Origin of the sequence: Actinopolymorpha singaporensis (genome assembly GCF_900104745.1) — a bacterium.
GTDB classification, from domain to species: domain Bacteria; phylum Actinomycetota; class Actinomycetes; order Propionibacteriales; family Actinopolymorphaceae; genus Actinopolymorpha; species Actinopolymorpha singaporensis.
Map to the genome: position 1 here is coordinate 5,659,311 of NZ_LT629732.1, position 18,676 is coordinate 5,677,986.

Annotated in this window: 16 protein-coding genes; 6 read left to right on the forward strand and 10 right to left on the reverse strand. The window is 71.8% G+C overall.

Going from position 1 to position 18,676, the window contains the following annotated elements:
• Positions 1-8 precede the first annotated feature (8 nt).
• Genes BLU27_RS25285 through BLU27_RS25310 form a run of 6 tightly spaced genes read right to left on the reverse strand, consistent with a single transcriptional unit; the run spans position 9 to position 6,551 of the window.
• Complete coding sequence (locus tag BLU27_RS25285; protein WP_092656107.1) at positions 9-800, reverse strand: ATP-binding cassette domain-containing protein; 792 nt, start codon at positions 798-800, stop codon at positions 9-11.
• Positions 793-1,947 (reverse strand): ABC transporter ATP-binding protein, encoded by a 1,155-nt coding sequence (locus BLU27_RS25290; RefSeq protein WP_092656108.1) that lies wholly within the window; start codon positions 1,945-1,947, stop codon positions 793-795. Before BLU27_RS25290 ends, BLU27_RS25285 begins: the two co-directional genes overlap by 8 nt.
• Entirely contained in the window at positions 1,944-2,867 is a 924-nt protein-coding gene (locus BLU27_RS25295) for an ABC transporter permease (RefSeq protein ID WP_092656109.1), read from the reverse strand. The genes BLU27_RS25290 and BLU27_RS25295 overlap by 4 nt, the downstream gene beginning before the upstream one ends.
• On the reverse strand, positions 2,807-3,826 hold the full coding sequence (locus BLU27_RS25300; RefSeq protein ID WP_092656110.1) for an ABC transporter permease: 1,020 nt from the start codon (positions 3,824-3,826) through the stop codon (positions 2,807-2,809). Before BLU27_RS25300 ends, BLU27_RS25295 begins: the two co-directional genes overlap by 61 nt.
• A gap of 2 nt (positions 3,827-3,828) precedes the next feature.
• Positions 3,829-4,716, reverse strand: a complete 888-nt coding sequence (locus tag BLU27_RS25305; protein WP_092656111.1) for a Gfo/Idh/MocA family protein — start codon at positions 4,714-4,716, stop codon at positions 3,829-3,831.
• Positions 4,713-6,551 (reverse strand): peptide ABC transporter substrate-binding protein, encoded by a 1,839-nt coding sequence (locus BLU27_RS25310; protein WP_157728799.1) that lies wholly within the window; start codon positions 6,549-6,551, stop codon positions 4,713-4,715. Before BLU27_RS25310 ends, BLU27_RS25305 begins: the two co-directional genes overlap by 4 nt.
• 289 nt (positions 6,552-6,840) lie before the next feature.
• On the opposite strand from BLU27_RS25310, the gene BLU27_RS25315 reads away from it, so the two are divergent.
• Positions 6,841-7,863 carry an NAD-dependent epimerase/dehydratase family protein gene (locus tag BLU27_RS25315; RefSeq protein ID WP_092656113.1) on the forward strand — a complete coding sequence of 341 codons (1,023 nt, stop codon included), beginning with the start codon at positions 6,841-6,843 and terminating at the stop codon, positions 7,861-7,863.
• Entirely contained in the window at positions 7,863-8,918 is a 1,056-nt protein-coding gene (locus BLU27_RS25320; protein WP_092656114.1) for a dihydrodipicolinate synthase family protein, read from the forward strand. The genes BLU27_RS25315 and BLU27_RS25320 overlap by 1 nt, the downstream gene beginning before the upstream one ends.
• 62 nt (positions 8,919-8,980) lie before the next feature.
• Here the strand turns inward: BLU27_RS25320 and BLU27_RS25325 are convergent, their stop codons facing one another.
• Positions 8,981-10,279: a hypothetical protein gene (locus BLU27_RS25325; protein WP_157728800.1), complete on the reverse strand. Its 1,299-nt coding sequence runs from the start codon at positions 10,277-10,279 to the stop codon at positions 8,981-8,983.
• 134 nt (positions 10,280-10,413) lie between these two features.
• Between BLU27_RS25325 and BLU27_RS25330 the strand changes: the two genes are divergently transcribed.
• Positions 10,414-11,400, forward strand: a complete 987-nt coding sequence (locus BLU27_RS25330; protein ID WP_092656115.1) for a dihydrodipicolinate synthase family protein — start codon at positions 10,414-10,416, stop codon at positions 11,398-11,400.
• An 8-nt stretch (positions 11,401-11,408) separates the two neighbouring features.
• Here the strand turns inward: BLU27_RS25330 and BLU27_RS25335 are convergent, their stop codons facing one another.
• On the reverse strand, positions 11,409-13,100 hold the full coding sequence (locus BLU27_RS25335) for a ribonuclease J (RefSeq protein ID WP_092656116.1): 1,692 nt from the start codon (positions 13,098-13,100) through the stop codon (positions 11,409-11,411).
• Positions 13,097-14,014 carry a 4-hydroxy-tetrahydrodipicolinate synthase gene (gene dapA, locus BLU27_RS25340; protein ID WP_092656117.1) on the reverse strand — a complete coding sequence of 306 codons (918 nt, stop codon included), beginning with the start codon at positions 14,012-14,014 and terminating at the stop codon, positions 13,097-13,099. The genes BLU27_RS25335 and dapA overlap by 4 nt, the downstream gene beginning before the upstream one ends.
• Positions 14,015-14,373: 359 nt before the next feature.
• Here dapA and thrS point away from each other — a divergent pair, with 359 nt between their 5' ends.
• The gene (thrS, locus tag BLU27_RS25345) at positions 14,374-15,624 is read left to right on the forward strand and encodes a threonine--tRNA ligase (RefSeq protein WP_241827628.1); all 1,251 of its coding nucleotides are present in this window, start codon (positions 14,374-14,376) and stop codon (positions 15,622-15,624) included.
• A 44-nt stretch (positions 15,625-15,668) separates the two neighbouring features.
• On the opposite strand, the gene thyX is transcribed toward thrS, so the two are convergent.
• Positions 15,669-16,484: an FAD-dependent thymidylate synthase gene (thyX, locus tag BLU27_RS25350; RefSeq protein WP_092656119.1), complete on the reverse strand. Its 816-nt coding sequence runs from the start codon at positions 16,482-16,484 to the stop codon at positions 15,669-15,671.
• Positions 16,485-16,995: 511 nt separating this feature from the next.
• On the opposite strand from thyX, the gene BLU27_RS25355 reads away from it, so the two are divergent.
• Together BLU27_RS25355 and BLU27_RS25360 are read left to right on the forward strand one after the other, a co-directional pair.
• Positions 16,996-18,159, forward strand: a complete 1,164-nt coding sequence (locus tag BLU27_RS25355) for a C1 family peptidase (RefSeq protein ID WP_157728801.1) — start codon at positions 16,996-16,998, stop codon at positions 18,157-18,159.
• A gap of 11 nt (positions 18,160-18,170) precedes the next feature.
• Positions 18,171-18,611 carry a hypothetical protein gene (locus BLU27_RS25360; protein WP_157728802.1) on the forward strand — a complete coding sequence of 147 codons (441 nt, stop codon included), beginning with the start codon at positions 18,171-18,173 and terminating at the stop codon, positions 18,609-18,611.
• The last annotated feature ends 65 nt before the right edge of the window (positions 18,612-18,676 follow it).

Genomic DNA, 18,676 nt, shown 5'->3' on the forward strand with positions numbered 1-18,676 from the left:
GGCCGGCGTCAGCTGGCCGCGCGCTGTCCGCGGACGGGCAGGACAGCGCCCAGCAGGGCGCGGGTGTAGGGGTCTTGCGGCGCGCGGAAGAGTTCCTCGGTCGGCGCGAGCTCGACGACGCGACCCTCCCGCATCACCGCGACCCGGTTGGCGAGGCGTTCCACCACGGCGAGGTTGTGCGAGATGAACAGGCAGGTCAGGCCAAGGCGCTCGCGCAGGTCGTCGAGCAGGTTGAGGATCTGCGCCTGGATGGAGACGTCCAGCGCGGACGTGGGTTCGTCGCACACCAGCAACTCGGGTTCGAGTGCCAGAGCGCGGGCGATCGCGATGCGTTGTTGCTGGCCGCCGGAGAACTGCCGGGGATACAGGTCCGCAAAGCGCGGGTTGACACCCACCAGGTCCAGCAGCTGCTTCGCCCGCTCACGCCGGCTGTCCTTGTCGCCGATGCTGTGCAGCCGCAGCGGCTCGGCGACGTTGCCGGCCGCGGTGTAGTGCGGGAGCAGCGAACCGTAGGGGTTCTGGAAGACCATCTGCATCCGCCGCCGGACGGTACGCAGCTCCCGGCCGGGCACGCCGGCCAGATCGGTGCCGTCGAACAGCACCCGGCCCGACGTCGGCTCCTGCAGCCACATCAGCAGCCTGGCCACGGTGGACTTGCCGCTGCCGCTCTCCCCTACCAGACCGAGCGTCTCACCGCGTAGGACGTCGAACGTCACGTCGTCGACGGCGACCACGTCACCGGCCGGGGTGGAGAATGTCTTGCCGAGGTTCTCCGCGCGCACCAGTACGCCCTCAGGCATCGGGCACCACCTTCCAGCACGCGGCCTCCCGGCCGCCCGTGCCGCCGACACCGATCGGGAGCAGTGGCTGGTCGGTGAGGCAGCGGGGCGCCTCGGCCAGTCCGCACCGCGGATGGAACGCGCACCCCTGCGGCCGGCGGGCGAGGTCCGGCGGAGCGCCCTGGATCGGTGCGAGCGCCCGGCCGCGGTCCCCGATCTCCACACACGAGCCGAGCAGGCCGACGGAGTACGGATGCCGCGGCGTGTCCAGCAGCTCCGGCGTGGTCGCCCGCTCCACCACCCGCCCGGCGTACATCACCACCACGTCGTCGCAGAAGTACCGCGCGACGCCGAGGTCGTGGGTGATCATCACGATGCCGGTGCCGCGGTTCTTCACCTCCACCAGCAGGTCGAGGATCTGCCGCTGCACGGTCACGTCGACGGCGGTGGTGGGTTCGTCGGCGATCAGCAGGGCCGGCTGGGTGAGCATCGCCATCGCGATCATCGCCCGCTGGCGCATACCGCCGGACAGCTGGAACGGGTACGTCCTGATCCGGCGTTCGGGCTCGGGGATGCCGACGTCACCGAGCGCCCGCACCGCCCGGTCGCGGGCCTCGGCCTTGCCGCAGATCCCGTGCCAGAGCAGGTGTTCGGTCAACTGGCGTTCGAGGGTGAGGGTGGGGTTCATCGCCTCCATGGCGTTCTGGAAGACCATGCCGATGTCCCGCCCGCGTACCCTCCGCATCTCGCGTTCACCAAGGCGCAGCAGGTCGCGCGGGCCGGCGGCACCCCGGTCGCGGCGGCCGCGACCGCCCGGCCGTTCGCCCCTGCCCGCGTGCGGGTCGCCGTCCCGGTTTCCGGCGGCGTGGTTGAACCACACCTGCCCGCCGGCGATTCGCGCGTTGCGCGGCAACAGCCGCAGCAGGCTGCGGGCGGTCACCGTCTTGCCGCTGCCGCTCTCCCCCACGACGGCCAGCGCCCGGCCGGCGTGCAGGTCGAAACTCACGCCGTCCACCGCGCGCAAGGTCTCCTTGCCCCGGCGGAAGTGGACGTGCAGGTCGCGGACCGACAGCAGCGGCGCGTCCGGGCCGGAGCCGGGACCGGAGCGGGCGTCGTGTTCGGAGCGGCCTCGGCGGTCGTCCGCACGGTCCCGGGTCGGGGTGGTCATCGTTGCTCCGCCGTCGGGTCGAAGGCGTCCCGCAGCCCGTCGCCCACCCAGGTGAACGCCAGCAGCGTCAACGCGAACAGGGTTGCCGGAAAGACCATCACGTGCGGTGCGGCCAGCAGGTAGCGCATCCCGTCGGTGATCATCGCGCCCCACGAGGGCGTCGGTGGCTGGACGCCGAGTCCGAGCAGGGCCAGGCCCGCCTCGGCCGAGATCGCCGCCGGGATGGCGAAGCTGGTGGTGACCAGGATGGGCCCGATCGCGTTCGGCAGGATGTACTTCACCGCGATCGTGGTGCCGCGTGCCCCCATCGCCTTGGCGGCCTCGACGTACTCCCGCTGTTTCAGCGTCAGCACCTGCGCCCGGACCAGCCGGGCCTGGGTCACCCACGAGGCGATGCCGATGGCCAGGATCAGCGCGAACAGGCTGCGGCCCAGCACGGTCACCAGCACCACTGCGAAAAGGTAGCTGGGGAACGCGTACATCACGTCGGTGAGGCCCATCAGCCCCTGCTCGACCCGGCCGCCGCGGTACCCCGCGACCAGGCCGACGAGCAGCGCGAGCACGAGCGCGGTGAGCTCCGCGCCGAACGCCACGAACAGCGCCGTGCGCAGGCCGTAGACCAGGCGGCCGGCGATGTCGCGGCCGAGCAGGTCGGTGCCCAGCGGGTGGCCGGGCGCGCCGATCGGCGCCAGCCGTGCGGTGTAGTCGACCTCGGCGTAGTGGTGCGGCGCGACCAGTGGTGCGGCCAGCGCCGCCAGGATCAGCAGCGCGCAGAACACCAGGCTGCCGAGGGCGAGCCGGTTGGCCCGGAACCGGTCCCACGCCCGGGCCCACTGACCCCTGGGGCGCTCCTGTTCGATCAGAGTGCTTCCTGCGGTGAGATCCGCTGCGACGCCTTCCGAGAGCGCGATCGTCCCCACCCCCCTTCGGCCCGGATCCGTGGATCGAGTACGCCGTACACCAGGTCGACCAGGAGGTTGGTGACCATCAGGATGACCGCGAAGAACAACGTGCTGCCCATCAGCAGCGGCATGTCCCGGCTGGCGGCCGCGGTGGCGAAGTAGAGCCCCAGCCCGGGGATGCGGAACAGCGCCTCGATGAACACCGTCCCGGTCATCAGCCCCGCCAGCAGCGGGCCGACCACCGTCACCAGCGGGATGAGGGAGTTGCGCAGCGCGTGCCGGACGATGACCGTGCGGCGCGGGCCGCCCTTGGCGTACGCCGCCGTGACGTACTCCTCCCGCAACGTCTCCAGCATGCTCGACCGGACGTAGCGGGCGAGCACCGCGGCCGGCCCGATGGCCAGCGCGAGCACCGGCATGATCAGGTTGCGCGGCCCGGTGAACCCGCTGGAGGGCAGCAGGTGCAGCGTGGCCGTGAAGAACAACACGAGGAACGCCGCACTGAGGAAGCCCGGCAGCGCGTGCCCCAGCGTCACCAGGAACATCGTGCCGTGGTCGGCCGGGGAGTTCTGCCGCAGTGCGGCGAAAACCCCTACCGGCAGGGCGATGAGCAGCGCCAGCAGCACCGACAGCAAGGCCAGCGTGGCCGACACGGGGAACGCCTTGGCGATGATCTCCTGGACGTCCAGCGTGGGGTACTTGTACGACGGACCGAAGTCCCAGGTGACCGCGCCCTTCATGAAGATGAGGTACTGCTTCCAGACCGGGACGTCGGCGCCGTAACGCGCCTTGAAGGCGTTCGCGACGTCCTCGGTGCCGGCCGACCCGATGGTGCTGGCGCCGCTGCTGATCCGCTGGATGTCGGCGAAGTTGCCCGGCGCCAGCTGCAACAGGACGAACGTGATCAGCGACACCGCGACCAGCGACACCACCAGGCGCAGCAGCCGGCGGCCGAGGTACGCCACGAACCCGAACACGCTCAGTCCCCGGCGAGGACGGACGCCACGCTGACCCTGGCGCCGTCGCGTTCGGCCGACAGCACGCCGGCCCGCAGCACCGCGAGGAGCTCGAGGGTCTCCTCCGGCCTGATCGGGGGCGTGCCGGTGCGGGCCATCTCCACCGCGGCCCGCGCCTGGCCGGCGTAGAACCCGTCGAAGTCGGCGATCCGGACGGCGTGCATGTCCTGCGCGCCGTACATCGTGAGGTGGAAGCGGTACGCCGCGTCGCGCAACGTCTGCACCACCGCGGTCGGTCCGCCGTCGGCGTAGGACATCACCGCGACGTCCCGGTCGGGCCAGGTGAACCGCTGCACCCACTCCACGCCGCCACCGACGGCCGCGTAGAGCTGCTCGACGGCGTGGACGCCGTAGTAGTACCACTCGCCCGGGCCGACGCTCACCACCGACGACAGGGCGCCCAGCTCGGCGATCCGGTCCTTCTCGGCGGCGAGTTCGACGGCGTACCGCAGCGCCGACGAGCTGGTCACCGGCGTCCCCTTCGCCGTGGCCAGGTCGAACAGCTCCTTCGCCGCACCGAGGTCGACCGCCATCGGCTTGTCCAGGAAGGCCGGCACGCCTGCCTCCACGAACGGCCGGGCCAGCGGCACGTGGTTGGCACCGCCGCCGGTGTCGTCGACGACGAGCACCAGGTCGGTGTCGCCGATCCGGTCCGTGGGCTCGGCCACCACCTCGGGGATGTCGTACTTCGCGGCCAGCGTCGGCGCGTCCGGCTGGTCCGAACGCAGCTCACCGCCCCAGACCCAGGTCACCCGGGCGCCCGGTGCGACCTCGCGCTCGTTCAGCAGCCGCGCGAACGCCCCCGCATGGGAGGTGTTGACACCGACCAGACCGACTCGCAGTTCACTCATGCACTGCCCTTCCCGATGCTGATTCCCTTGAAGTAGAAGAAGTCCGGCGCCGCCCGCAGGTGCAGGTCACGCACCTTCGGCGCGACGGCGAACATCGCGGAGTTCCACAACAAGGGAACGTAGAGGAACTGCTGGTCGCGCAGCTTCGCGGCCTCCTTGAACAGCTTCAGCTGTTCGTTCTCGTCGCGGGTGGCCGAGGCCTCCTCGACGAGCTGGCCGAGCCGCTTGGACTCCGGACTGGCCTTGTCCGCCAGCATCGCGTCGAGCTGGGCGTTGCGCTTGGCCGGGCTGAGCTTGGTGTCGCTTTCCACCTGCTGGTACTTCGCCCAGTCGGCAGCGGGCAGGCTGAACTTCTGCACGTCCTTGGGTCCCCACAGGACGCCGACCATCACCGGCCAGGTGTGCAGGCCGGCGAACGTGCCGAAGTAGAAGCCGATGTAGTCGTCGGCCTGCACCGCCCACCGGCGCTCGACGTAGACGCCGGCCTCCACGATGTCGGCCTTGGCCTTGATTCCGAGGTTCTTCTGCCAGGCCTGGACCAGCGCGTCGACGATCGGCGACTGGACACCGGCGAGGATGCGGACGGTCGGCAGGCCCTTGCCGCCGGGGTAGCCCGCGTCGGCGAGCAGCTTGCGAGCCTGCGCCACGTCGTCCTTGATGGCAAGGCTCGAGTCCCAGCCGGGCACGTTGTCGACGACCAGCGAGGTGCCCTGCGCCATGCCCGGGCCGATCTTGGCCAGGTCGGCCCGGCCGGCAGCGAGCGACAGCGCCTTGCGCACCCGTACGTCGTCCAGAGCGGGATTCTTGCTGCGCAGCTTGGCGAGGTAGACGATGGAGTACTTCTCCACCGAGTGCACCTGCTTGGCCAGCGTGGGGTCCTTCTGGAAGCGGATCGCGTCGGCGTCGGCGATCCCCACCATGTCGACCTCGCCGTTCTCGTACGGCACGGTCGCGGTGCCGGTGGCCACCGCCTCCTGCAGGTTGATGTCGATCCGGGACAGGAACACCTTGCCCTTGTCCCAGTAGTGCTCGTTGGGCACCAGGACCATCGAGGCGTTCTGCGTCCACTTGGACAGCTTGAACGGTCCGTTGGAGACGAGGTTGCCGGCGTTCTGCCAGCCCTTCGGGTCCTTCTCGACGCTGTCCATGTGCAGCGGAAGCATCGACGGGTGGGTGAGCCCGAGCAGGAAGCCCGCGTTGGGGTTCTCCAGGGTGATGACGAGCTCGTGGTCACCGTTGGCCTTGACGCCGACCTTCGACCAGTCGGTCAGGCTGCCGGCGAGGAAGTCCGAGGCGCCCTTGATGCCGGTGGCGGCCTGGTAGGAGTTGGCGCCCATCGTCGTGCCGCCGGCCGAGGCCTGGCTCGGGGTGAACAACCGCTTGAGGGTGCGCTCGAAGTCCGACGCCACCACCGGGTCGCCGTTGGACCACTTGGCGTTCGTGCGCAGGGTGAAGGTGTAGGTGAGGCCGTCACCGGACATCGACCACTTCTCGGCCACCGCAGGGACGACGTCGGTGCCCTGGTCGTTCTGGGAGACCAGGCCCTCGAAGATGCCCCGTTGGGACAGCCACATGCCGTCGGTGATGACCTGCGGGTCGAGGACGGCGAAGTTGTTGAAGCCCAGCCGCAGCACCTGCTTCGGCTTGCTGCCGGCGGCCGCGTTGCCGGCGTCGGCGGCGTCGGCGGGTCCGGCGTCGGAGCTGTCCTGGAAGACCGAGCAACCGGTCAGGGCACCCGCGCCTGCGGCGAGGGTGAGGAAGCTGGCGCCGCGCAACAGGTCGCGCCGGGTGGGACCGGACACCGGCGCGCCGGGGGAGCGAAAACGCTCGAACATGGGTGCCCCCAGGGGGAAGGGATTCAGCGATCTTGGAGAATTCCGGTCCTGACCGTAGGACCCCCTCTCCGCCGCTGTCAATGGTCGAACCGAGCCGTAACGCAACTGTCGCGCGAGCAGGCCGGAGGGGAACGAGTTCGCCAGGACACGCATGTGGCGCCTGCGGGAGCCGGGAGGTGGGTGTCCCGGCGAGCCGCTGCGGTCCGGACGTTGACGCAGGAACCCGCTCTAGATACGGTCTCGACCGTAATGCCGGTGCAGTCCGGCGGCGAGGAAAGGAAGACAAACGGTGTTCGAGTCCGACGACGACCTGGAACGGCGGTTGGCCGAGCCCCCACCGCGGTTGGTCACCGACCTCGCCGAGCTGACCGGCGACCTGGTGGTGCTCGGCGCCGGCGGCAAGATGGGCCCCAGCCTGTGCCACCTCGCCCGGCGCGGCCTGGACGCCGCAGGACGCACCGACGTCGACGTGGTCGCGGTGTCCCGCTGGAGTGACCGCGAGGTCGAGAAGCGGCTGCGCGAGCGAGGCGTTCGTACCGTCTCCTTCGACCTGTCCCCCGACGCCGACCTCACCGACCTTCCCGACGCCGGCAACGTCGTCTACATGGTGGGTGCGAAGTTCGGCTCGTCCGCCGATCCCGCGCAGACGTGGGCGGTCAACGCCTTCCTGCCGGTGGCGGTGGCCCGCCGCTACGCCGGTGCACGGATCGCGGCGTTCTCCACCGGCAACGTCTACCCGCTGGTCCCGGTCACCGCCGGCGGCTGCACCGAGTCCGATCCGCCCGACCCCGTGGGCGAGTACGCCATGTCGTGCCTCGGCCGCGAGCGCGCGTTCGCCTACGCCAGTTCCCGGCACGGCACGCCGGTGGCCCTGCTACGGCTCAACTACGCGGTCGACCTGCGCTACGGCGTACTGGCCGACATCGCCCGCTCGGTGCGGGCCGGTGAGCCGGTCGACGTGACCACCGGGCACGTCAACGTCGTCTGGCAGGCGTACGCCAACGAGGTCGCCCTCCGCTCGTTGCTGCACGCGTCCAGCCCGGCGCTCACCCTCAATCTCACCGGGCCGGAAACCCTTTCCGTACGCCGGGTCGCGGCGAGGTTCGGCGAACTGTTCGGCGTCGAGCCACGGTACTCCGGCACCGAGGCGCCGACCGCGCTGCTGTCGGACGCGTCCCGCTGTCACGCCTTGTTCGGCTATCCGGAAATCTCCGCGGGTGCGCTGGTCGAGGCGCAGGCGGCCTGGGTCGCGGCCGGCGGCACCCTGTGGGACAAGCCGACAAAGTTCCAGCGACGGGACGGGCGGTTCTGATGGCGGCCACTCTCCCGGCCGCGCAGGCGCGACTGCTCGCCGAGGGCTGCGTGATTCCGGCGCACCCGCTGGCCCTCACCGCCGACCGGACCTTCGACGAACGCCGCCAGCGCGCCCTGACCCGCTACTACGCCGCGGCGGGTGCGGGCGGGGTGGCGGTCGGCGTCCACACCACGCAGTTCACGATCAGATCCGCCGGACTGCTCGAACCCGTTCTCGACCTGACCCGGGAGACGCTGGACGAGGCGGTCGCGGGCCGGCCGTTCCTGCGCGTCGCCGGTGCCGTCGGCGACGTACACCAGGCGGTCCGCGAGGCCGAGCTCGCCGCCCGGCTCGGCTACCACGCCGTTCTCCTCGGCCCCGCCGGGCCCGGCCTCGACGAACAGGACCTGCTGCTGCGGGCCAAGGCCGTCGGCGAGGTGCTGCCGGTGTTCGGGTTCTACCTCCAGGAGGCGGTCGGCGGGAGGTACCTCTCCCGCCAGTTCTGGCGCGACCTCGCCGACCTGCCGTGCGTCGTGGCCGCCAAGCTCGCGCCGTTCGACCGCTACCGCACGATGGAGGCGGTGCGCGGGATCGCCGAGGCCGACCGGGGCGGCGAGGTCGCGCTCTACACCGGCAACGACGACACCATCGTGACCGACCTGCTCGCGCCGATCAGCGCGCAGGTTGGCGGCCAGGTGGTGCAGCGCCGCATCGTCGGCGGCCTGCTCGGCCAGTGGGCGGTGTGGACGCACCGGGCGGTACGCATGCTGGAGCGGGTACGCCGGGCCTGGGCCGGCGACGACGCCGAACTGCGGGCGCTGCTCGCGGAGAGCACCCGGCTGACCGAGGCCAACGCCGCGGTGTTCGATGCCACCGGCGGCTTCGCGGGCTGCATCGCCGGTGTGCACGAGGTGCTGCGGCGGCAGGGCCTGCTGGCCGGCACCTGGTGCCTCGACCCGCACGAACGCCTCTCCCCCGGCCAGGCGGAGGAGATCGCCCGGGTGTGCGCGGCCTACCCCGAGCTCACCGACGACGAGTTCGTCGCCGAGCACTTGGACGACTGGCTGCGCTGACTCCTCGGGGCCCGGTCGGGGCGCCCGATCAGGCCCCCGGACCGGGCCGCCGGGCGGCCCGGTCAGCCCAGCTCGACGTGGTAGACGACCGGCGGGCGGCCCATCTGGCCCTCGTTCAGGGTGCCGACCGGGACCGCCGCGCCGGCGCGTTCCAGGCGCTTGAGCAGCCGGCGCGCACTGCGCTCCTGGATCTCGAACGCGAGGGCGAGTTCGGTCGCGGTGACCCGGCCCTCCTCGACGCCCTCCAGGAACTGCCGCAGCGACTGCAGGGTCGTCCGGCTCATCCCCAGCCGCTGAGCGAGCCGGCCCAGGTCGGTCGGGCCGGCCGCCTCTGCGGGTTCGCCCACGGCGAGGATGATGTCGGCGTCGTGCGGCGCGGCGAGGACGGCGGCGACGTCGCCCTGCGCGCGGGCGCGGGCCAGCGCGCGCGAGGCGTGTGCGGCCGCCTCTCCTGCCGAACGCCCGATGCCGAGCCCGACGTGCACGTGGTCGTGCCGTTCGGCCAGGCGACCGAGGAACGGCGCGGCCCGGAAGTCGTCGGTGACCCGCTCCAACGGACCGCGCGTGGTCACCAGCAGATAGCGCTCGGCGTCGATCCGGACCACCGCACCGCCGAGTTCGCCGAGGTCGCGTTCGAGCGCCGGGTCGGCCTCGTCCAGTTCCACGAACCCGAGCGCCACCTGCGCGTCGGAGTGGTGGACGTTCCTGGTCTGCAACGCGAGTTCGTCCACGGCGTCGCGGATGTCGCGCGGTGAGGGTGCGAGCCGGACCACCGGCATCTCCTTGCGGAGCACGTCGTACGCCGACCGCAGGCAGGTCACCGCAACCGTGGCGCCCTCGTCCTGCCGGGCCTGCCGATGGAACGCCACCACGTCCCGGGATCGCACCTCCGGCGCGTAGACCATCGTGCGGGCGGCGTCCTCGGCCAGACCCGCCTCGGCCAGCGTCTCGCGTACTTCCAGCGGGTCCAGTGTGTCGATGCTGATCCGGGTCAGGTCCCGTCCCTCGCGGCCGAGCCGGAACAGCGCCGCGAGCAGCGTGAGACCGCTGTACGACACGTGCCCGGCCGGCGCACCGACCGCGTGTTCGGCGTCGGCGATCGCGTGCGGCACCACGCCGGTGAACAGCCAGGCGTCCACCTCGTCGGCGTGCTCGCGCAGGATGCGGGCGGTCTCCTGCTCCTGGCGGTACGGCAGGCGTACTGCCTGCAGGGCGGGCGTCGCATCCACCACCGCGGCGACTCGGGGCACCAGGTCGGCAGGGCCCACCACGCCGAACAACAGGGTCCGGTCCGCCCGCGGCACCACGCGCCGGCTTCCCTGGTCGGGGCGCGCCGCGGACGGCCGCACGGTTGTCTTCATGGCGCGTAGGTTACGGCCTCGGCCGGAACACCGCCCGCACTCTCGGCCGGTGGGGGCGGCGTCCGGCGTGAAAGCGCCACACCACCCGCATCCGGACTCCGCCCCCGAACCCGGACAGGGCAGACTCGGGGACCATGACCAGCAGCCCAGGATCGCCCGGAAACCCACCGACCGGCCTGGCCGGCGCGACGGCGGCCGTCGCCCAGGTGCGCGACCTTCTGCGGGGCGGGCTCGTGGCGGCGACGCTCACGCCGTTCCGCCCCGACGGCACCGTGGCGCGCTCGGCCGTGGCACCGTACGCCGCCGCACTTGTCGACGCCGGTGCACGTGGACTGGCGGTCGGCGCGCACACCGGCCGCGGCGTCCACCTACCCGCCGACGACCTCACCTTCCTGGTCCGCGAGTGCGGGCAGGCGACCGGGGCGCCGGTCGTGGCCGGCCTGTCGCTGCCTGCCGGCACCGGCTCACCGGACGACCTCGTCGCGCTCGGCGCCCGGCTGCGCGATGCCGGCGCCAGGGCCCTGCTGGTGTCCCCCGTTCCGTACGCCGACCGGGCCGCGACGGTCGGCCTGCACGTCCGGCTCGGTGAGGAGGTCGGCCTCCCGCTGGTGGCGTTCGTGTTGTACGAGCGCGCGAGCCGCCTGCAGTACGACGTGGGCACGCTCACCGAACTCCTCGCCCTCCCCTGGGTGTGCGGTGTCAAGCTGGCCTTGCTGGACGACGCGATGGCCTGCCAGGACCTGCTCGAGGCGGCCACCGCCGCGGCGCCCGAGGCGCTGGTGTTCACCGGTGAGGACCGGATGTACGGACCGTCGCTGATGTGGGGTGCGCAGGCGGCGCTGCTCGGGATCGCAGCCGCGCTGCCGGCGTGGTCGGCAGCCGTCCTGGACTCCTGGACGCGCGGCGACCTCCCGGAGTTCGTCCGCGCCTCCGCACGGCTGGACGCCCTTGCCAGGTTGACGTTCCGCGAACCGATGGAGGGCTACGTCCAGCGGATGGCCTGGGTGGCGGCCTGGCAGGGCCTGCTGCCCGCCGACGTCGCGTTCGACCCGTACGCCCCGCCGCTGCCGGCCGGTGAACGCGCCACCCTGCTCGAACGGCTGGACGCCCTCGGCGGCTGATCCGGGACTCAGACCTCCACGACCACCGGAATGATCATCGGTCGGCGGCGGTGGGTGTCGCTCACCCACTTGCCGATGGTGCGCCGGATCAACTGCTGAAGCTGGTAGGTGTCGTCCACGCCGTCGCGACCGGCCCGGTCCAGCGCCTCGGAAATCTTCTCCAGGACGGGATCGAAGACCGAGTCGTCCTCGGCGAAGCCCCGGGCCTTGATCTCCGGTCCCCCGGTCACCTTCCCGGTCACCGAGTCGACCACCACGATGACGGAGATGAAGCCCTCCTCGCCGAGGATGCGGCGGTCCTTCAGCGACGTCTCGGTGATGTCGCCGACGGTCGAGCCGTCGACGTAGACGTAACCGCAGTCGACCTTGCCGGCGATCCTGGCGACACCGTCGATCAGGTCGACCACCACGCCGTCCTCGGCGAGCACGACGCGTTCCCGGGCCACACCAGTAGCCACCGCCAGGTCGGCGTTGGCCCGCATGTGCCGGATCTCGCCGTGCACCGGCAGGACGTTGCGGGGCCGGATGATGTTGTAGCAGTACAGCAGCTCCCCGGCGGACGCGTGGCCGGACACGTGCACGAGCGCGTTGCCCTTGTGCACGACGTTGGCACCCCAGCGGGACAACCCGTTGATCACGCGGTAGACGGCGTTCTCGTTGCCGGGGATCAGCGACGACGCCAGCACCACTGTGTCGCCGACCTCGATCCGGATCTGCGGGTGGTCGCGGGCGGCGATCCGGGACAGCGCCGACAGCGGCTCGCCCTGCGAACCGGTGGAGATCAGCACCACCTCGTTGGGCTCGTACTTGTCCACGTCGCGCACGTCGATCACGGTGTTCGGCGGCACCCGCAGGAACCCCAGGTCGCTGGCGATGCCCATGTTGCGGACCATCGAGCGCCCGACGTAGGCCACCTTGCGGCCGTGCTCGACCGCGGCGTCCATCACCTGCTGGACGCGGTGCACGTGCGAGGCGAAGCAGGCGACGATGATCCGGCGGTCTGCCCTGGCGAAGACCCGGTCGATCGTCGGGGTGATGTCGCGTTCGGAGACGGTGAAGCCGGGCATCTCGGCGTTCGTCGAGTCGACCAGGAACAGATCGACGCCCTCCTCGCCGAGCCGGGCGAACGCCCTCAGGTCGGTGAGCCTGCGGTCCAGCGGAAGCTGGTCCATCTTGAAGTCGCCGGTGTGCAGGACGGTCCCCGCACCGGTGCGGATGGCCACCGCCAGCGCGTCCGGGATCGAGTGGTTGACCGACACGAACTCCAGGTCGAACGGGCCGAACCGCGTCCGCTGGCGTTCGCGGACGACGTGGTGCGGAACGTCCTTCAGCCGGTGCTCGCGCAGCTTTCCGTCCAGCAGCGCCAGGGTGAGCTGGGAGCCGACCACCGGGATGTCGGGGCGTTCGCGCAGGAGGTACGGCACCGCACCGATGTGGTCCTCGTGCCCGTGGGTGAGGACGAGCGCCTCGATGTCGTCCAGGCGGTCCCGGATCGGCTCGAAGTCGGGGAGGATCAGATCGACGCCGGGATGCTTGTCCTCGGGGAAGAGCACGCCGCAGTCGACGATCAGCAGCCGGCCGTCGTGCTCGAAGACCGTCATGTTGCGGCCGATCTCGCCGAGACCGCCGAGTGGGATGACGCGCAGCGCGCCGGGAGGAAGCGTGGGAGGGGTGCCGAGTTCGGGGTGGGGGTGGCTCATGAGGTGAGTCCAGCCTCCCGCAGGTCGGTTCCCAGCGCCCGGAGCTGGTCCTCCGTGGCCGGGACCAGCGGAGGTCGGACGGTACGGCCGGGCAGAACACCCAGCACTTCGAGCGCGGCCTTCGCCATGATCGCTCCTTGGGTTCGGGTCATGATCGCCTGGAACGCCGGGACCAGGCGGCGGTCGATCGCCCGCGCGGTCGCGAGATCACCCGCGTCGACGGCGGCCAGCATGTCGGCGTACTCCCTGGCCGCGACGTGGGCGACGACGCTCACCACGCCGACAGCGCCGGTCGCGAGCAGGGCGAGGTTCCACTCGTCGGACCCGCTGTAGTAGGCGAGGTCGGAGCGCGCCAGCACCGCGGTGGTGCCGGCGATGTCGCCCTTCGCGTCCTTCACCGCGACGATCCGCTGGTGCTCGCCGAGCCGGATCAGCGTCTCGGTCGCGATCGCGGTGCCGGTGCGGCCCGGGATGTCGTACAGCATCACCGGCAGCCCGGTGGAGTCGGCAATGGTGCGGAAGTGCGCCAGCAGGCCTTCCTGCGGAGGCTTGTTGTAGTACGGCGTCACCACGAGCAGGCCGTGTGCGCCGGCCTTCTCCGCCTGTACCGACAGCTCGACGGCGTGCCGGGTGTCGTTGGTGCCGGTGCCGGCGACCACGGTCGCGCGGTCGCCGACCGCCTCCACCACCGCGCGCAGCAGCGCGTCCTTCTCCGCGTCGCTGGTGGTGGGCGACTCACCGGTGGTGCCGCTGACCACCAGGCCGTCGTTGCCGGTGTCGACCAGGTGGGTCGCCAGGCGCTGGGCGGCGGGCAGGTCGAGGTCGCCACCGGCGGTGAACGGAGTGACCATCGCGGTAAGGACGCGGCCGAGGGGGGCGCGGGACGCCTCGGCAGGCGTTGAGCTGGGAGCCATGGGACCTCACGCTACCGGTCCGGGGTGGATCGGCGGAGCCGGTGGCGGCACGAACGGCCGCGATCTCCGCTACGCTCGTGCCGTGAACTCCGCGTCGGTCCTGTTCAGCACGACGACGCCGCAGTCGCTTCCCGCGACGCGGCGGCCTCGTCCCGACGATCTTTTCGCAACGATCAGTCGATAACGGCCGCGCGGACGGCCCGGGAGCACTTCCCGGGCCCGTCGGCACTCGGGGTGCTCCCTCCCTCACCCGAAGGAGACGAACTCCCATGCACGCACCCCACTCACCGGCCGCTTCATTCCCCCACGAACCGGTCGAACCCGGCGAACGACTCGGTGGATCCCTCCGACAGGATGCCGTGGCCGCCGCGGACTCTCCGGCCGACCACCGCCGGCTCGGCCGCGAGCTCGACATCTTCACCGGCGACGAACTCGTCGGCGCCGGCTTCCCGCTCTGGCTGCCCGACGGTGCCGCCGTCGTCGCCGAACTCGAGCGCTACGTCCTCGACCTGGAGCGCCGGCAGGGCTATCGCCACGTGCGGACCCCCGCGCTGGGCAAGCGCGCGTTGTACGAACGCTCCGGCCACTGGCAGCACTTCGGACCGGACATGTTCCCGCCGTTCCGGGTGGGCGGTGAGGACCTCGTCCTGCGGCCCGTGCTGTGCCCGCACCACGCCCTGGTCTACCGCTCCCGGCTGCGCAGCCACCGCGAGCTGCCGCTGCGGATCGGGGAGGTCGGGTCGATGTACCGCATGGAGCGGTCCGGCGTGGTGGGCGGCCTCACCCGAGTCCGCGGCATCACCCTGAACGACGCGCACATCTTCTGCGCGCCGGAGCAGGCCGCGCGGGAGGCGGTGCGGGCGCTGGCGATGATCGACGAGGCGTACGACGTTCTCGGGATCCGCGCGGCGTACCACCGGCTGTCGCTGCCCGGTCCGCCGGAGGTGGGCAAGTCCTATGCGGGCGAGGCGCCGATGTGGGAGCGCGCCGAGGCGATCCTGCGGGACGCGCTCGAACAGCACGGCGTGGAGGTTCGCGCGGTGCGGGGCGAGGCGGCGTTCTACGGACCGAAGATCGACGTACAGGTGTACGACGCGCACGGGCGGGAGTTCACCCTCTCGACCGTGCAGGTGGACCTTTACCAGCCGGAGCGGTTCGACCTGGAGTACGTCGCTCCCGACGGCAGCCGGAGGCGGCCGGCGATGGTGCACCGGAGCGTGCTGGCGTCGATGGAACGCATGATGGCCTACCTGCTGGAGGCCTACGCCGGCGCGCTCCCGCCCTGGCTCGCACCGGTCCAGGTGCTCGTCCTCCCGGTGAGCCCGGCGCAGGCCGAGGCAGCCCGGACGGTGGCTCTGCGGGCCGAGGAGGCGGGCCTACGTGTCGACGTGGACGACCGCGACGAGAGCCTGGGCGCGCGGGTGCGGGCCGCGCGCCCGCGCCGGGTGCCCTATCTCGCGGTGGTCGGCGCGCGGGAGGCCGAGGCCGGCAGCGTGTCGGTCCGGCTGCGCGACGACCGCCGGCTGCCCGCGCTGCCGGTGGACGCGTTCGCCGATGGCGTGGCGGCAGTGGTCGCCGACCGCCGCCGCGACCTCGGGTTCGCCGGCTGACCCCGAACTACCAACCAGCGTTGGCGCCTGGGCGGGTCCCCCGCTCAGGGGGCGACCCGGCCGTTGCGCTGGAAGGCCGCGTGACTGAGCGGCATCAGGCGGGCCCACTCCTCCTCCATCCGCTCGGCCATCATCTCGATCTCGCGCTGGGGGTAGGAGGGGACCGCGGACTCCTCCCGGCTGGTGCGCAGCGACAGGATGTTCATCAGCGAGCGGGCGTTGACGGTGACGTAGGCCGAGGAGTAGATCGTGAGCGGCAGCACGATCCGGGCCACCTCGCGGGCGACGCCCGCCGCCAGCATGCGCTGGTAGGACGCGTAGGCCCGGGTGCACTGCTCACGGGTCTCGCGTTCGACCAGCGCATGCTGCTCCGGCGTGCCCGACACGAACTGGTAGTGCCCGGGCTTACCCTCCTGCACCAGCCTCCGCTCCGGGCCGGGGACGTAGAACACCGGCCGCAGCTCGCGGTAGCGCCCGGACTCCTCGTTGTAGGAGGCGATCCGGTGCCGCATCAGCTCGCGGAAGACGAAGATCGGCGCGTGGACGTAGAAGGTCATCGAGTTGTGCTCGAACGGGCTGCCGTGCCGGGACCGCATGAGGTAGTTGATCAGGCCGGCGGACCGCTGGGCGTCGGCCTCCACGTCGTCCAGGGACTGCTCTCCCTTGGTCGACACCCGGGCAGCGAAGAGCACGTCGGCGTCCCGGGCGGCCGACCGGACCAGCTCGACCGAAACGTCGTCGCGAAACTCCACTGCCGCGCCGTCGGGGTCCGTGGGCTCCACCGGCTCGCTCCCCTCGTCCCTCGCGGTCAGGTCGTCCGTACGCGCGTCCACGTCGGTCGCCGCCGTCGCACCACCCATGCCTGCTCCTCCCGGAAAGTCGTGTGCCGGATGTCGTGAAGTGTCCTGTTCGCACCCGACTCGCGTCAGCCTAGACGGCCGCACCGACAGGCCGGGGACCCGCGCCGGGGTGCCGACCGGCGCCCCGGCAGACCTCGCGATGCCGACCGAACCGCCGCTGACCAGGCCTTTTTGCGTGTCTGAACATTCACCGAACTGCAATGACTACTTTCCGGTTAACACTTGTCACTCTTCTCACATGGGAGTACCCAGAACGCAAGGCCCCGGAAGTCACCATCCCGGGACCCCTTGGAGGGCGTCCATGGAGACGTCGCAGAGCAGCGGGCCCGCACGCTTCGGCGGCCCACCGGGGAACGCCGTCGGTCGCGCCACGGCCTTCCGTGCTTGTCCCACCGGTCGTCCCACCGATCGTTCCGTCAGACAGTCCCACCAGACCGGCCGCCGGGCCCGCACCGGCGTACCCGCAGGCGACCGGAGTCCCCGATCCACCGGAAACGCCCACGGGGGAACCATGCCTGTTCACCAGCCCCTCGACCTGGCCGGCCTCGACCGGACGCTGAACTGCGCCGGTACGCCCTGGGATCTGGCGCGGAACCCGATGACGGCGCTGTCGGAGAGCGAGCGCGCCGACCGGGTCCGCTTCCCGCTGCCCAGGCCCCGCGCGGCCGAGGCCGGCCCCGGCGGGCCCCGGGTCACTGTCCCGGCGACGCCCGCCCCCGGGGCTCCCCGCCCCGGGGACCGGTCGAACCGAACGGGTGGCGACGCCGGTGAGGCGGGCCACTTCGACCTGCGCGACGTGGACGGCGTCGACTACACCACGCCGGTCAAGGACCAGGGGCCGTGCGGCAGCTGTGTGGCGTTCGCGACGCTGGCCGCTGTCGAGCACGTCGCCCGGTTCACCCGGCACATGCCCGACCTGCCGCTGGACCTGTCGGAGGCACACGCGTTCCACGGTTACGGCCGGTCCGACGGGGCGGGCGCGGACACCGGCTGGTGGCCGGGTCGGCTGCTGCCGTCGGTCGCCGAGTCCGGCGTGGCGTTCGAGGACTGCCTTCCGTACTCCCCGAATGACGCCGACGACACGGGGCTGGACCCCGGCTGGCTCGACCGGCGCGTCCGGGTCACCGGCTTCACCCGGATCGGAGCCGGTCCGGGTGCGATCAAGGAGCACCTGCGCACCTACGGTGCGGTCATCGCCTGCCTCGTGGTGTACCAGGACTTCCTCAGCTACCGGTCGGGCGTCTACCGGCACCTGACCGGGGCGGCGACCGGCGGGCACTGCGTCGTACTGGTCGGATACGACGACGCCCAACAGTGCTGGATCGCCAAGAACAGCTGGGGAACCGGATGGGGCGAGCAGGGTTTCTTCCGGATCGGCTACGGCGAGTGCGACATCGAGTCCTACCCCGGTCCGGGTGGTGTCGAGGTTTACGGCATCACCGGCGTCACCCTGCGCGCCCTGCTGCCGGAAATGACGGTTCTCGCCCTGTGGGCGGGCGAGGACGACACCCACGTGTGGGTGTACGGCGCCGTACGCGGCTGGCTCAGCCTCGACGGTGACGACCTGACGCCGGAGCATCCGCTACTGACGGAGCTCGCGACGTCGCAGGCCCTCGGACGGCCGGTCCGGTTGTTCGAGGACGACGGACGCATCACCTCGCTCCATCCTTCGTGAGGATCCACACCATGGCGACCACGTTCACCGAAGGAAGCTCGGCACGGGCTCCCGTTCCACGCACGACGGCGACCTCGACGGGCAGCGCGCCCGGCTCCCGCCCCGAGCCGCCGTTCACTCCCCCGCTGGCGCCGCCGCCGCGGCGCCGGGCGGGCGACCTCACCGAGGCCGACCTGGCCGCCGCGACCTGGGGTGCCCAGGTGGGCGCCCAGCCCGGCGTACGGCTCGGTCAGTGGCACACGAACGTCCAGGTCGAGGCGTACCGGCCGGCGGAGGGGCCGGGCACGCCGTGGCTGTTCCTGCGTGGGCCCGGCTGGCGCCGGTTGCCCCGCGCGGATGAACGCGCCGGCACCGCGCTGGCGTTCCTGGGCGCGCAGGCACACCGCACCGGCCGACCAGTTAGCGTCTGCGAGGACGCGGAGGGAGTGATCCGGCAGATCTACCTGTGGTGAACGGCTGTCGAACCGAGCACGTGGCCGGGCAACCGTCCGTGCTGGGCACTCGCGCGCCGGCCGGT